This window comes from Sorangiineae bacterium MSr11954, assembly GCA_037157815.1.
Taxonomy (GTDB): Bacteria; Myxococcota_A; Polyangia; order Polyangiales; family Polyangiaceae; genus Pendulispora; species Pendulispora albinea.
In genome coordinates, this window is the sequence record CP089984.1 from 8897477 (window position 1) to 8911427 (window position 13951).

11 protein-coding genes are annotated in these 13951 nt (G+C 66.7%); 5 read left to right on the top strand and 6 right to left on the bottom strand.

Going from position 1 to position 13951, the window contains the following annotated elements; genetic code table 11:
* The first annotated feature begins 80 nt into the window (after window positions 1–80).
* Window positions 81–1022 carry a hypothetical protein gene (locus tag LZC94_34675; protein WXB12983.1) on the top strand — a complete coding sequence of 314 codons (942 nt, stop codon included), beginning with the start codon at window positions 81–83 and terminating at the stop codon, window positions 1020–1022.
* A 14-nt stretch (window positions 1023–1036) separates the two neighbouring features.
* Entirely contained in the window at window positions 1037–1618 is a 582-nt protein-coding gene (locus LZC94_34680; protein ID WXB12984.1) for a hypothetical protein, read from the top strand.
* 27 nt (window positions 1619–1645) lie between these two features.
* Here the strand turns inward: LZC94_34680 and pyk are convergent, their stop codons facing one another.
* The gene (gene pyk, locus LZC94_34685; GenBank protein WXB12985.1) at window positions 1646–3058 is read right to left on the bottom strand and encodes a pyruvate kinase; all 1413 of its coding nucleotides are present in this window, start codon (window positions 3056–3058) and stop codon (window positions 1646–1648) included.
* Between the two features lie 215 nt (window positions 3059–3273).
* Between pyk and lysA the strand changes: the two genes are divergently transcribed.
* The gene (lysA, locus tag LZC94_34690) at window positions 3274–4536 is read left to right on the top strand and encodes a diaminopimelate decarboxylase (GenBank protein WXB12986.1); all 1263 of its coding nucleotides are present in this window, start codon (window positions 3274–3276) and stop codon (window positions 4534–4536) included.
* A 31-nt stretch (window positions 4537–4567) separates the two neighbouring features.
* On the opposite strand, the gene LZC94_34695 is transcribed toward lysA, so the two are convergent.
* Window positions 4568–5728, bottom strand: coding sequence for a hypothetical protein (locus LZC94_34695; protein WXB12987.1), 1161 nt, complete (start codon window positions 5726–5728; stop codon window positions 4568–4570).
* A gap of 53 nt (window positions 5729–5781) precedes the next feature.
* The gene (locus LZC94_34700; protein WXB12988.1) at window positions 5782–7200 is read right to left on the bottom strand and encodes a hypothetical protein; all 1419 of its coding nucleotides are present in this window, start codon (window positions 7198–7200) and stop codon (window positions 5782–5784) included.
* A gap of 392 nt (window positions 7201–7592) precedes the next feature.
* Here LZC94_34700 and LZC94_34705 point away from each other — a divergent pair, with 392 nt between their 5' ends.
* Window positions 7593–9050 carry a coniferyl aldehyde dehydrogenase gene (locus LZC94_34705; GenBank protein WXB12989.1) on the top strand — a complete coding sequence of 486 codons (1458 nt, stop codon included), beginning with the start codon at window positions 7593–7595 and terminating at the stop codon, window positions 9048–9050.
* Between the two features lie 235 nt (window positions 9051–9285).
* Here the strand turns inward: LZC94_34705 and LZC94_34710 are convergent, their stop codons facing one another.
* On the bottom strand, window positions 9286–9861 hold the full coding sequence (locus LZC94_34710; GenBank protein WXB12990.1) for a DUF924 domain-containing protein: 576 nt from the start codon (window positions 9859–9861) through the stop codon (window positions 9286–9288).
* An 81-nt stretch (window positions 9862–9942) separates the two neighbouring features.
* Here LZC94_34710 and LZC94_34715 point away from each other — a divergent pair, with 81 nt between their 5' ends.
* Window positions 9943–11916, top strand: a complete 1974-nt coding sequence (locus LZC94_34715; protein WXB12991.1) for a M2 family metallopeptidase — start codon at window positions 9943–9945, stop codon at window positions 11914–11916.
* Window positions 11917–12755: 839 nt separating this feature from the next.
* On the opposite strand, the gene LZC94_34720 is transcribed toward LZC94_34715, so the two are convergent.
* Window positions 12756–13415 (bottom strand): DUF4230 domain-containing protein, encoded by a 660-nt coding sequence (locus tag LZC94_34720; GenBank protein ID WXB12992.1) that lies wholly within the window; start codon window positions 13413–13415, stop codon window positions 12756–12758.
* The gene (rpiB, locus tag LZC94_34725) at window positions 13405–13872 is read right to left on the bottom strand and encodes a ribose 5-phosphate isomerase B (GenBank protein WXB12993.1); all 468 of its coding nucleotides are present in this window, start codon (window positions 13870–13872) and stop codon (window positions 13405–13407) included. Before rpiB ends, LZC94_34720 begins: the two co-directional genes overlap by 11 nt.
* Between the last annotated feature and the right edge of the window lie 79 nt (window positions 13873–13951).

A 13951-nucleotide genomic window follows, 5' to 3' on the forward strand; every position in this document is an offset into this window, starting at 1 on the left:
GTGCTCCTGTAAAAGCGCGTGTGTGAGTGCCCGCCCCTCCCGTTGAGCCGAGAAAGCCAGGGCTGAAAGCCGTCCACGAGATGCGCGAAAAGCGCGTCCGCGGCCGGTTCAACCGTGCTTCTCCGAACTTCTGGCTCTTCTCCGCGGGGGCGATCGTCGCCATTTTGTTGGGCTATCGTTTCTTTGCGATGCGCAAGCTCGATGGCGAGAAGGAAACCCTCTTGTCGAAGCAGCGCGCGGTGCAGGTCACCGTGGGCGCCGAGTGGGACAAAGTCCGAGGCACCATCGAGAAGTTCACGGTGGAGAGCGCGGGGCCTTGGCAGGGCGACTGGAAGGACTCGAACGCGGCCGCGTGGGACTTCCGCAGCGTGCCCGGGGTCTACCTGCGGCTGCGGGTCGACGAAGCCACCGACGTGAACCGGCTGCGCAAGGCGTCGCAAGGCTCGCTCCGCGATGGCTTCGTGGCGTGCCTGCTCCGCGAGCCGAATGTCGCGGGTGCGCGCGGCGAGCTCGATGGCGGCCTCTTTCCCGACCAGCCGTGGAACATGCGGCAAGCCTACGCGTCGACCCGGATCCTGACCGAGGACTGGGTGAACGAGGTGAAGGAGTCGGGCGACGATCTGCGGCTGCGCGTCTTCGATCAGCAGTATCGCCAAGCGGTGGACCACGAGATCCCGCTGGCCATCGAGATCGTGAAGCGCGCGCAGTTCTTCCTGCTCGTCCTCGACGAAGACACCCCGGAGGCGGCGGCGCTCGCGGACGGCGGCGTCATCACCCCCGAGGTGCTGCAGCTCGTCCCGCACGACTCGCGCGTGAGCATTTTGAACCTACGCACCGGCGCCCCGATCGCGCGGTTCCGGCGCCGCGGCAGCGCGATGGCCGTCCCCGCCGGGGAGCGCGTGATCACCGATCCGGAGATCAACGACGCCATCAAGCGGCAAGTCAACAACTGCGCCCTCGCGAACGAGGTGAGCGCGGCCATCGGCTTCAAGTCGTCCCAACAAGAGCAACACGGGCAATAAGCGTCGAGGCGCCCGTGAAGCCGCCGCGCATCGTGCCCTTCACGTTTGCAGCCGGCGGCGCAGCGGCGCTGATGCTCGCGGCGTGCGGCGCGCGACCGCAGGACGACGCGGCCAAGAGCGCGGCGCCCTCCACCTTCTCCGCGCCCTCCGCACCCGCGGCGAACGCCCTCTGCTCGACGTTCGCGCGCGATTGCGCCTTCTATGCGTGCCTCGAGGCGGCGCACCCCTGCGGGAGCGACGGGTACGCGCTGGGCTACGGCGCCAAGTACTGCGCGCGGTTCATGGGCCAAACGAAGCTCTCGGAGCGCGGCAACGCCTGGCGCAACGCGACGATGGCGTGCTTGCAATCGGCGCTCGTGCCCATCGCCGACCTCGCCGGCGCGGTGAGCTGCCGCACGGTGACCGACTCCGCGTTCGCCTCCCACGCGAGGTGCTACACGCAGCCCGGTCACTCCATCTGCGCCCTGCCGATGGACGACATCTGGACGATCCTTCGCACGCTCGACGCCGATGCGCTCTCACTCCGCGCAGCGAACCAAATTCGCAGCGTGCTCTCGACCTGCCTCGACCCGGCCGATGGCGTCGCGGCGCGATGACGCGATCGTGCGAAGGCGTCGCCCCGATCAACCGATGACGTGAACTCGCACCGTGTTGGTGCTGCCGCTCACGCCGATGGGGGCGCCGAAGACGATGACGACGCGCTCGCCCGGTGCGGCGAGGCCGGCGGCCATGAGATCGCCGGTGCACCAATCGACGAGCTGGTCCGTGTCGTGCATCACCGGCATTTCGCGCGGGATGACGCCCCAGTAGAGCGCCATGCGGCGGCGGGTGCGGGCCACGGCGGAGAAGGCGATGATGGGCACGGGCGGGCGCGCGAGGCTCACGTTCATCGCGCTGGAGCCGCTCTCGGTGAAGGCGACCAGGTATTTGGCGCCGATTTCGCGCGCGGTGTTGCAGGCGCCGCGGGCGATGGCCTCGGCCACGCTGGTGGCGCGGGAGGCATAGCTGGGGGCGGACTCGTAGAACGGGCTCTTTTCGGCCTCGATGGCGATGCGGGACATCATCGATGCGGCGAGGGTCGGGAAGTCGCCGTTGGCGGTCTCGCCCGAGAGCATGAGCGCGTCGGTGCCCGAGTAGACGGCGTTGGCCACGTCGCTGGCCTCGGCGCGCGTGGGGCGCGGCGCCTTGGTCATCGACTGGAGCATCTCGGTGGCCACGATGACGGGCCGGCGCACGCGGCGGGCGACGCCCAGGATCTGCCGCTGGATGACCGGCACGTGCTCCGGCGGAAATTCCACGCCGAGATCGCCGCGCGCGACCATGACACCGTCGGAGGCGGCGACCACGCTCTCCAGGTTCTCCACGGCGTCGGGCGTCTCGATCTTCGCAATGATGGGAGTGGGCTGCCCCCACGCGGTGGCGATGTCGCGAACGAGGCGGAGATCGTCGGCGCGCCGGACGAAGGACAGCGCGATGTAATCGATGCCCTGCGTAAGACCGAATGCGAGATCTTCCTTGTCCTTCTCGGTCAGCGGGCTCACCCGCATGGTGCGGCTCGGCAGGTGCACGCCGACGTGGTTTCGCATGCCGCCGCCTTGATCGACCCGCGCGTGGACCTTGTCCCCCACGATCTTCAGAACGGTGAGCCCGAGGCGGCCGTCGTCGAAGAGGATTTTGTCGCCTTGGCGCACATCGCCGGCCAGCCCCTCGTATTGGATGGGGATGTGGAGGCCATCCTTGCTCTCGTCGCCCTCGAAGAGCACCACCTCGGAGCCGGATGGGAGATCGTACGGGGCGGAGAATTTACCCGTTCGGACCTTGGGCCCGCACAAGTCCTGCAGGATGGCCACGCTCTTCTTCTTTTGCTGGCTCACCTCGCGCAGGCGCGTGATGCGGGCGCCGTGTTCTTCGTGGGAGCCGTGGGAGAAGTTGAAGCGGGCGACGTCCATCCCGGCGTCGACCAGGCTGCTGAGCCCTTCCGTGGAATCGCAAGCGGGTCCCAGTGTGCAGACGAGCTTCGCACGGCGCATGGTCATCGTTCGGAGAGCATGCCACAAAAGAGGGCGGAACAAGCCAGCCGAACACCACGAAAGAACGACGGACCGGCACGGCGATCGGCGCGGTGGGGTGCGAAGTTCGCGTGCGGCCGCCGCGAAATGTGATAACCGTGAGCGCTCTCGTGACAGAAGAGTCATCTGGCACCTCGCCGACACCGAAACGTGATTCCCACGGCCGGGCTCTACTGGGAGGCGTGCCGCTCTCGGAACTGGTGCGTTCGGGAACCCTCCGAACCCCGAGCTACGTCTACGATCTGGACGCCATCGCGGCCGAAGCGCGCGAGCTGCACCAGGGGTTCGGCTCCGAAGCGCACCTCGTGGCCTTTGCCGTCAAGGCAAACTCCGCGGGCCCGGTGGTGCGCACCCTCGCGGCCGAGGGCTGCGGCGCCGACGTGGTGAGCGGCGCGGAGCTCGACGTCGCCATCGCCTGCGGCGTGGCGCCGAGCTCCATCGTCTACAACGGGGTCGCCAAGCGCGACGACGAGATCGACAAGGCCCTCGGCGTCGGCATCCTCGCCATTCAAATCGAGAGCGTGGAGGAGATCGGTCGCGTGGCCGCGCGCGCGCGCGCGCTCGGTCTGGATCGGCGCGCGCAGATCTCGCTGCGGATCAACCCCGCCGTGGACTTCGACGCGCTGGAGACGCACGCCAACATTGCCACCGGCCACGACGAGGCCAAGTTCGGCATCGCGCAGGAGGATCTGCCGCGCGCGCTCGAAATCATCCGGGGCGCGCCCGAGGTTCGGCTGGTGGGGCTGGGGCATCACATCGGCTCCCAGATCCCGACGGTGCAGGCGTACCGCACGGCCGCGCGCACGCTCTTTTCGCTGGCGGCGGCGTTCGCGGGCAACGGCTCCCTTCGCGACAAGCTCCTCTTCCTCGACACGGGCGGCGGCTTCGGCATCGACTACGGCGCCGGCCGTCCGCCGCGCCCGCGCGAGTTCGTGCAGGCCGCGCTGGAAGAGCGCAAGCTCTGCGAGCTCGCCGACATACCGCTCTTGGTGGAGCCGGGGCGCTCGCTGGTGGGGTCGCACGGCATGCTCATTTCGCGCGTGGTGCAGGCCAAGTCGAGCAGCGTGCGCGGGACCACGCGGCGCTGGCTGATGATCGACGCCGGCATGAACGATCTCATCCGCCCTGCCCTCTACCAGGCACGCCACCGGGTCGTTCCGCTCGACACCAACGGCGCCTCCGCCGATTTTACCGCCACCTTGTGGCGCGTGGTCGGGCCGGTGTGCGAGAGCTCGGACGACTTCGGCGTCCATGCCCTTCCCGACACGGCGCCCACCTATGTGGCCTTGCTCGACGCCGGCGCCTACGGCTTCACCATGTCGAATCAGTACAACGGTCGCGCGCTCCCCGACGAAGTGTTCCTTCGCGGAGGGCAGGTCGTGGCCGTGAGCCGGGCCAAGTCGCAGGACGACTGGGTCGCGGACCGGATCGCCATCGGTCGCTGAGCGCATCGCGCGGGCGCGGCGCAGGGCTCACTTACGGGACCAGCGGGTCGAGCACCAAGAGCTCGTTCCAGGCGCCGCCGGTGGCGAGCCATGTCCCGCCGCCCACGATGTACACCTTGCCGTCGGGCCCCGTGGCGGCGCCCATGGTGTTTGCGCCGTAGGGCATGGCTCGACCGGCTCGCCATTGCTTCTTCGCGGGGTCGAAGATCTCGTGGCTGTCGGACTGCAAGGGCGAGCCGCTGCCTCCGCGATCGCCGCCCGCCGCGTGAAGGCAGCCGTCGCCCGCCGCTGCGAGGATATGACTGTCGCGCGGCGCCAAGAGCCCCGGCAGGGTGCTCCATCCTGCGCCGGCCGCGCTCGGAGCGAACGACTCCATGGATCGAAGGCGTTCGTTGTTTCCGAACCCGCCCGCCACATAGATGGTGCCGTCGCTGCCCACCGTCGCAGCCAAGTGGGTACGGGGCGCCGTCATGGGCGACGAAAGCTCCGTCCAAGCCGCGGCGCCGGGTTGGTACCAGACCACGGTGGCCAAGTTGGTCCGCGACGGGTTTTGCCCGCCCATCACGTAAATCTTGCCGTCTTTTCCCGCGACCGCCGCGGCATGAATCCGTCCCTCGGGCAGCGACGGCGCGCGAACCCAGCCTTCGCCCGGCGCGTACGCCTCGACCACCGTGGACGGTGCCGTGCCGGTGTTCTCATCCGCCTGCCCGCCAATCGCATAGATGCGACCATCGGACCCCAGCGCGGCCGTGAGCGCATACCGCGGCGTTGGAAGCGGCGGCGCCGTGCCCCACGAGTCGGCACCTGGATCGTAGACCTCGACGGTGTTCAGCGGGCCGGCCACCTCGGACGCGATGCCGCCCATCGCATAGAGCTTCCCATTGGCCCCAAAAGCGGCGGCGAGCGCTCTGCGCTTCGTCGGCATCGGTGCGCGCTCGGTCCATTTGCCGGATGGCGGCGCGGACGCATCGGGCGAGCCGTCCGGCGCGCGGCCATCGGATTTGGCGTCCGTCCCCGAGTCGCGCGAGCCATCGCCGCCGTCCATCGGGCCCGGGCCGCCACCGTCGTTCGCGTCCGGGCCGCCATCGCGCTCACCGTTCTTCGGGCGATGGCCGAGATCCTGCTCCGCGGTGCACGCACCAAAGGCGAACAAGGCCGCGACGACGGGCGCGATGCATCGGGAAGCGATCAAGCCCGCCGACTTTACACCCACTGCGCCCTTGCGCCGGGGTCTTCGTGCACGCCCTACGTCGACGTCTTCGGCCCGAGGAATCGACGCGGTCCCTGGTTGGAATCCCACGCCAAAAACTCGGCGCGGGTCCCCGTATCGCCGGGGTGGATCACCAGGTGCGTGCGTGCGGCCTGATAGGCGGCGTGCTCCTCCGAGCCGGACACCTCTTCGTCCTCGGCCCACGAGCCCAGGTTGATGTACGTCACCCCATCGTCGACGGGGACCTCCACCGGAATGTGCGTATGCCCCATGACGACGAAGGCCGCTGGGAAGAGGCGGGCGAGCTTTCCGGCGCGATCGACGAGCTCCTCGGCGGGATCGACCTTGCGCTGGCGCGCCAAATAGAGGTGCGTCGCCATCCACGCGCCGAGCACCGCACCGGCGCTGTAGGCGGCGTGGCCGCTCTTGATGCCGAGGAAGAACCCCACGCCCAAGAGCCCCATGATGGCGGCTGCACCAAGCGCCACGCGATCGAGCAGCACGCTCGCCAGGATGCCGCGCACCGAGCGGGTCACCGGCGGCACCTGCAAGGCGACCAGCGCCCGCAGACGATCCACGCCAATCCGCGTCGCCTCCGCGAGCAGCGCCATGCGCCGATCGTGCTCGTGGCGCAATGTCTCCGCGGCCTCGGTGAAGAAGCCGCGGCGCAGGCGGAACATCTCGCGCACGGCGCGGAAGAAGCGCAGACCGAGCTTCACCATCCCGCCGAGGCCGAGCCCCACCCCGAACTTCACGTAGTCGCCCACGCCGAGGTGCTCGTGGCCGTACTCTTTCATGCCCTTGGTGGGCCGCACCACGAAGCGCAGGAGCACATCGCAGAAGCCGCGCGTCAGGCGCCGCGGATCGAGCGGCGAGAGCGGCGCCATCACATGCGCGGTGGAGCAGAACGGATCGTACATGTGCCCGTGCTCGATGTACGCGACGTCGGCCACGTAAAAGAACCAGGGGTTGAACTCCACGCGCGCGAGAAAGCCCGTCTCGTCGACCCCGGCCGGCGCCGCCGCCACCAGGATCTTCCGGAACTCTTCCTTCACGGCATCCCAGTGAAACTCCACGTCGTGGTTGCCGTGCACGATGGTCAGCATGTGGCCGTCGGCCACGAACGCGGCCAGGGCCTCGAACACCTCGCGGTGCCGCTCGCCGACCTGGCGCATCTTGATGCGCGCATGGTCCTCCGCGTTGCCCAAGCCATGGGCAAGCTCTTCCTCACTGGGCTCGGTCGTGACCTCGAAGGCCCCGAGCGGCAAGGCCATGCCAATGAAATCGATGAAATCCCCTGCGATAACCAGCCGCCATCGCTCCCCTTGCGGCGGCGTCCGCCGATAGTGGCGGAGCAACATCACCAGGTCGTCATCGACCCGCTTCGAGCGACGTCCAAACCCGGTGGTCTGCGCCTGATCGTGGAGATCGCTTCCGAGGTGCACATCGGACAAGACGAGGAGGCTTTCACGAGCTGCGCTTCGGCGCACGGACGGCGGGGGAGGCACGATGACCCATTCAACGTGGGGCTCGTCCCGCACGCGGGCAACGGTCCCTCACCGCCCCCACCCCATGGATGGTCGAATCATGACCAATTGCAGGCATTCCCCAGACACTTACATTTACACACATATTTCCCATGTCCGTCCTCCGCTGGCAGGGAGAGTTTGGCGGGACGACCGCCAGGGAGGATCGCGAACCAGGGAGGATCGCGAAGAGGGAGGCGCCCGCGCCCGCAAAAGGGTAGGCGCCTCAGGTCGCAGTCGCCGAGCGCCCTTGCTATCGTCGGGAGACCATGACGACTTCCGCCGAAACCCCTCGTATTGAATCGAAAACGAACGGCGGCGTGACGGCCGCTGGAACGGGTCCGAGCCCGACCGCGCAAGCGACCGAGTCGAAGTCGCCCGCGCTCGATATGCGCGCGGTGCTCGAGACCATGAAGAAGGCGAACAAAGCAGGGCCCGCGCCCAGCTACGACGAAAGGATTGCGCACCTCGACAAGCTCGAGGCCGCGATCCTCGCGCACAAAGACGACATCGTTCGCGCCATGTCCGACGACTTCGGCAACCGCTCGCGGCACGAATCGCTCGTGTCGGAGGTGTTCGTCGTCATCGGCGCCATCAAGCATGCGCGCGATCATCTGCGCGAGTGGATGGAGCCCGAGAGCCGGGAGGTGACCTGGGCCTTTTTGCCGGCGACGGCCGAAGTGCAGGTCCAACCCCTCGGTGTGGTCGGGATCATCTCGCCTTGGAACTACCCTTTTCAGCTCGGGCTCTCCCCGCTGGTCGGCGCGCTCGCCGCCGGCAACCGCGTGATGATCAAGCCCTCCGAGCTCACCCCGCACGCCTCCGAGGCGCTCGATCGCATCGTGCGTGAGGTGTTTCAGCCCGACCATGTGGCCGTCATCAACGGCGGGCCCGAGGTGGGCGAAGCGTTCTCGAAGCTGCCGTTCGATCACCTGGTGTTCACAGGCTCGACGCGCGTTGGAAAAATCGTGATGCGCAATGCCTCCGAGCACCTCACGCCGGTCACCCTCGAGCTCGGCGGCAAGTCCCCCACCATCGTGGGCGACGATTTTGCCATCGAAGAGGCTGCGATCCGCATCATCGCCGGCAAGTGCTTCAACGCCGGCCAGACGTGCATCGCGCCCGACTACGTCTTCGTCCCCACGCAAAAGATCGACGCCTTCATCGCTGGCTCCAAAAAAGCCCTGGCCAAGCTCTACCCCGATCTGCGCCGCAACGACGACTACACCACGGTCGTCAACGAGCGTCACTTCGATCGCCTCCGCGGCTACCTCGACGACGCGCGCGACAAGGGTGCACGCATCGTGGAGCTCGCCGACACCGAGCCCGATCGCAGCACGCGCAAGATGGGCCCCATCCTCGTGGTGCAGCCGGGCGAAGACACGGCGGTCATGCAGGAGGAGATCTTCGGGCCCATTCTGCCCATCGTCGGCTACGAAAATCTGGACGAGGTCATCGCGTACATCAACGAGCACCCGCGTCCCCTCGCCCTCTATTACTTTGGCTACGATCAGTCGGCCATCGACAAGGTGCTCGAGCGAACCATCTCGGGCGGCGTCTGCATCAACGAAACGATGCTCCACGTCGCTCAAGACGATCTACCGTTCGGCGGCGTAGGCCCCAGCGGCATGGGCCACTACCACGCGCACGAAGGCTTCCTCAATTTCTCCAAGAAGAAGCCCATCTTCTACCAAAGCCGGCTAAACGCCCGCTCCTTGCTGCTGCCACCCTACGGCAAAGCGGCCAACATGTTCTTCCGGCTCACATTGGGCAAGTAGCCGCCGGGAGCACGACGCACCGAGAAGAAACCGCCAAGACGCAAGGGTCGCTCGAGGAGGGCCTCTTCTCTTTTCGACCCTTGGCGTCGGTGTTTTGTTTCTTCAGCGGGCTCCATGCTGAAAACAAAGAAAGCCGTTTCCCCCTAGCGCCCTGGCGGTGGATCCCCGCTCCATCCGCGTGCTCCACGCTGAAGAGAATCCGTCCACCCTTCGCGCCCCCGGCGGTCGCCCCTAACTAGAACGCGCTCCCATCCTCCTTGAGAAACTCGATCTCCTCCGGCGTGCTCTCGCGCCCCAAGATCGCATTGCGGTGCGGAAAGCGACCGAATCGCTCGATGATGGCGAGGTGCTTCTCCGCCGAGACCACGGATTGTGCAAAGCCCGGTGTCCCCTGGAGCGACTTGAAGCGCGCGAGCGCGTCGCGCTGGCGTTCGAGCGACTCGCAGTGTTCGAGCGGTAAGTAGAAGAACCAGCGCGCGACCGGAGCGACCTCGCGGTCGTAACCGTGATCGAGCGCATAGAGCGCATGCTGCAGCGCGCTGGGATCGTAGGCGAAAGCACGCGCGGTGCCGCGGTAGATGTTGCGCGAGAACTGGTCGAGCAGAAGGATCAGCGCCAGGCAGCTGGGGGGAGTCTTACGCCATGCGTCGAGCTCTCCGGCGGCGGCTGGCTCGAGCAGCGCGCCAAAGCGCTCCTGGATCGTTCGATCGAACTCGGGGTCCTTGGCAAACCAACCGCGCCGAGGTGAGAGCTGCTTCGTCAGGTCGACGGTGCCGAACCAAAACGTGAGAACTTCCTCGAAGCTCACCATGGATTTCCTAGAAGCATGGGTTTCTCATTGGTAAAAGTCGCACGCTGAACCCTTGTCCCCTTCTAGCACTCGGAGCCAATCGTGAGCCACAAGGTCCGCCGTATCGCTGCGATCACAGCGCTTTCCATTCTCCCGCTCGCATGTGGAGGGAGCCCGGCCGAAGGGCCGCAGCCTCCCCCACCGTCGGGTGCAGCCAAAAGCGAACCTTCCACCTCTGCTGGTTCCAGCGCGTCGAAGGATGCACCTGCCACGGCGGAAGAAGCGCAGCGCTTCGTCGCGCAAGTCGATCGCGATCTGCGAAAGCGCTGGGTGGCGCGCGATCGGGCCATGTGGGTCAATCAAAACTTCATCACCGACGACACCGAATCCATGGCGGCAACGGGTGAATCGGACACCGCGGAGTATGTGACCCGGGCCATCCAAGAGGCCACCCGATTCGACAAGGTGCCGGGCATCGCCCCCGAGGTGCAACGGCAACTGCTGCTCCTCAAGCTCGCCCAAATCATCCCCGCCCCCAGCAACGCCAAAGAGCGCGACGAGCTCGCGGAAATCGAAGCGTGGATGACGGGCGCGTACGGCAAAGGCAAATACCGTCCCCCGGGAGGCAGCCCGCTGGCAAAGGCCGCCGGCAAATACTTGAAGGCCGACGCATCGAAAGCAAAGGCGCCCGCCGGCAAGGCCGACACGTCGTACACCTTGGGCGATCTCTCGCGCGTGCTCTCCAAGAGCCGCAGCTACGACGAGCTCGCGGAGGCGTGGACGGGGTGGCACTCCATCTCCGCGCCGATGCGCGAGAAGTTCGCGCGCTACGCCGAGCTTGGAAACAAGGGCGCGCGCGAAATCGGCTTCGCCGACGTGGGCGCGCTGTGGCGCTCGGGCTACGACATGCCGCCGGAGGCCTTCGAGGCCGATCTGGAGCGACTCTGGCAGCAGGTCCGGCCGCTCTACGAGCAGCTCCACTGTTACACCCGGGCCAAGCTTCGCGACAAATACGGCAAGGACAAAGTCCCCGAGCAGGGCCCCATTCCGGCGCACCTCCTCGGAAACATGTGGGCCCAGCAGTGGGACGGCATTTACGATTTGCTCGAGCCCTACAAAGGCGAAGCGTCCCTCGACGTGGGCAAGTCGCTGAAGGACAAGAAATACGACGCGACCAAGATGGTGAAGCTGGGCGAATCGTTCTTTACGTCGCTCGGCTTCGATGCGCTGCCGAAGACGTTCTGGGAGCGCTCCCTCTTCACCAAGCCCGAGGGGCGCGAGGTCGTCTGCCATGCCAGCGCCTGGGACGTGAACTGGAACGACGATCTGCGCATCAAGATGTGCATCGAGCCCACGGAAGAAGATCTGATTACGATCCACCACGAGCTCGGGCACAATTATTATTACCATCAATATTACAAACTTCCGATCCTCTTCCAGCAGGGCGCCAACGACGGCTTCCACGAGGGCATCGGCGACACGTTGGCCCTCAGCGTCACACCGCAGTATCTCAAAGGGATCAATTTGCTGACGGCGGCGCCGGACAACCCGAAGGCGAACATCAACCAACAAATGAAGATGGCGCTCGACAAGATCGCCTTCATGCCGTTCGGTCTCCTCATCGACAAATGGCGCTGGGACGTCTTCTCCGGCAAGACGCCCAAGGACAAATACAACGAATCCTGGTGGGCGCTTCGCACGAAGTACCAGGGCGTCAGCGCCCCCGGGTCGCGCTCGGAGGCCGATTTCGACCCGGGCGCGAAATACCACGTCCCCGCGAGCACACCTTATACTCGGTATTTCCTGGCGCGCATTTATCAATTCCAATTCCACCGCGCGCTCTGCAAAGCCTCCGGCCACACCGGGCGGCTCGACACCTGCTCCATCTACGGCAACAAAGAGGCGGGCAAGAAGCTGGCGGCCATGCTCTCGATGGGCGCGAGCAAGCCATGGCCCGAGGCGCTCGCCGCGCTCAGCGGTGAGACCAAGGCCGACGCATCGGCCATGCTCGAGTATTTCGCTCCGCTTCGCGACTACCTCGGCGAGCAGACCAAAGGGATGAAGTGCGGCTGGTAGCCAACTCGTAAAGGAGCTGGCGCTCGCGCCGAAGTCGGGCTCGGGCGCTCGCGCTTGTTCGGGTTCGAGCGCGTACTCGGCTCGGGCTCCAGCGCTGGCGCATATTCGAGCTCGGGCGCGTATCGGCTCGGGGCGCGAGCGCTGCGTGCGTATTCGAGCTCGGGCGCGTATTCCAGCTTGGGCTCGAGCGCGGGCGCATATTCGAGCTCGGCGCGGCGGGATGGATTGCGGTTTACGGGACCGCGCACTACGGTACCGTAAACGGCGGGGTGGAATCGCGATGAAGAAGCGGGCGTCTCGCAGGGTTGCGAGGGCGGTTGTTCTCGGTGCATGCGTGGGAGCCGTCGCCGTTGCCTGTACGGGTTCGGCTCCCGACTTGATCGACCGCAACGATCCAGCCGACTCGGGCGACGCCGCCCTCGATCGAACCATCCGCGACGGCGCATCGAACGACGGCGCAACCAATGACGTCAACTCGGCCGACGCCCGCACCGAAGCAGGCGATGCGGCCGCGCGCGACGCGGCTGACGGCGGAACCTACGCCGATGCAAACTCGGACGGCAGCGACTCGGGCGCCGATCCCGACGGCAGCGACGACGATTCAGGCGCCAATCCCGACGGCGGCGACAGCGGCCCGACCGGCAATGCCGACGGCGGCCCCGACGTGGACGGCGGCGACAGCGGAGGCGGAGGCCCGGACGTCGACGGCGGAGGCCCGAACCTCGACGGCAATCCGATCCCAACGCCGGCATCCCAGGCGCACGAATCCCCGCCCCCACCCGCGCCCCACAACCAAACGCCCGCATCGCACGGACGCCGCCGCCGCGCGACGGAAACCGCTACTTCCAGACGATCGTCGTCTCCGCCGCACCAAGCCCCGACGCGAGCACCCGCAACTGACGCTCGGCCTGGCGCTTCGCACGGTCGGTAACGTCCACCTCGCGCGCCGCTTTTTCGATGGCCTCCACGGCTTGCTGGCGCGCCCGTGTCTCGAGCTGCTCGTTGCGCTGCGCCACCAGGCTCGTGGTGCGGCGGTAGACGTACGTCTTTTTCTCGTCGAGGTGCACGGAGAAGACCTCCGGCGCCGGCAAGCGCAAGGTCGCGAGCTTCGTCTTGGGGTCCATGCTCACATCGTCGGGGCGGAGCTTGGACAGATCGACCCCGATGCTGACATCGCCCGAGGCGACCAGCAGGATCGCGTCGGTCCCCTGGACCAGCCCAAAGAAGCGGCTTTGCGTGTCCGTCAGGTCGATGACCTTTTCCATGTGCAGCTCGGTCGTCTCGAGCCGGGAGAGATCTTGCACGGCGAGCAGGAGCGTGGCCGAAGGGCGAACGGAGACGGTGCTCGCCGGCTCCTTGGGAAACAGGTAGTTCGAAGCGAAATAAGCACCGGTACCGACCAGGCATACGCCCACGACGGTGAACATCGGCCAGAGCGGCATCGACCGCCGCGATTTGCTGGGGGGTGCTACCTCGGGGATCGCCGAATCATCGGTCACGACCGGCAGTATAGCGCTCCTCGATGGAACGCACTTTCCCGAGGCGGCGGGCGTGGCGCTCTTCGGTGCTGAAGCTCGCCCCCACGAACGCGGCGACGAGCTCTTTCGCCAGCGACTCGCCGATGATGCGTGCGCCAAGACAGAGCACGTTCATGTCGTCGTGCTCCACCCCCTGGTGCGCCGAGTAGGTGTCGTGGCAGAGGGCCGCGCGCACCCCCGGAATTTTATTGGCGGCCACCGACACACCGACCCCGCTCCCACAGACCAAGATGCCGCGCGTCACGTCGCCCCGGCTCACGGCCTCGCCCACGGAGAGGGCAAAATCCGGGTAGTCGGAAGGCTGGGAACCATCGTGGGTGCCGAGGTTCTGCACGTCGTGCCCGGCGGCGGTAAGCGCCTTGGCCAGCACTTCTTTCAGCTCGAAACCTGCGTGATCCCCCGCGATCGCAATCTTCATGGGGGTGCCCATTTCGCATGCCACTGCCCGCAAGGGAAGGGTTCAGCTTCAGTTTCGACATATTTTGCCCGCCCGCGAT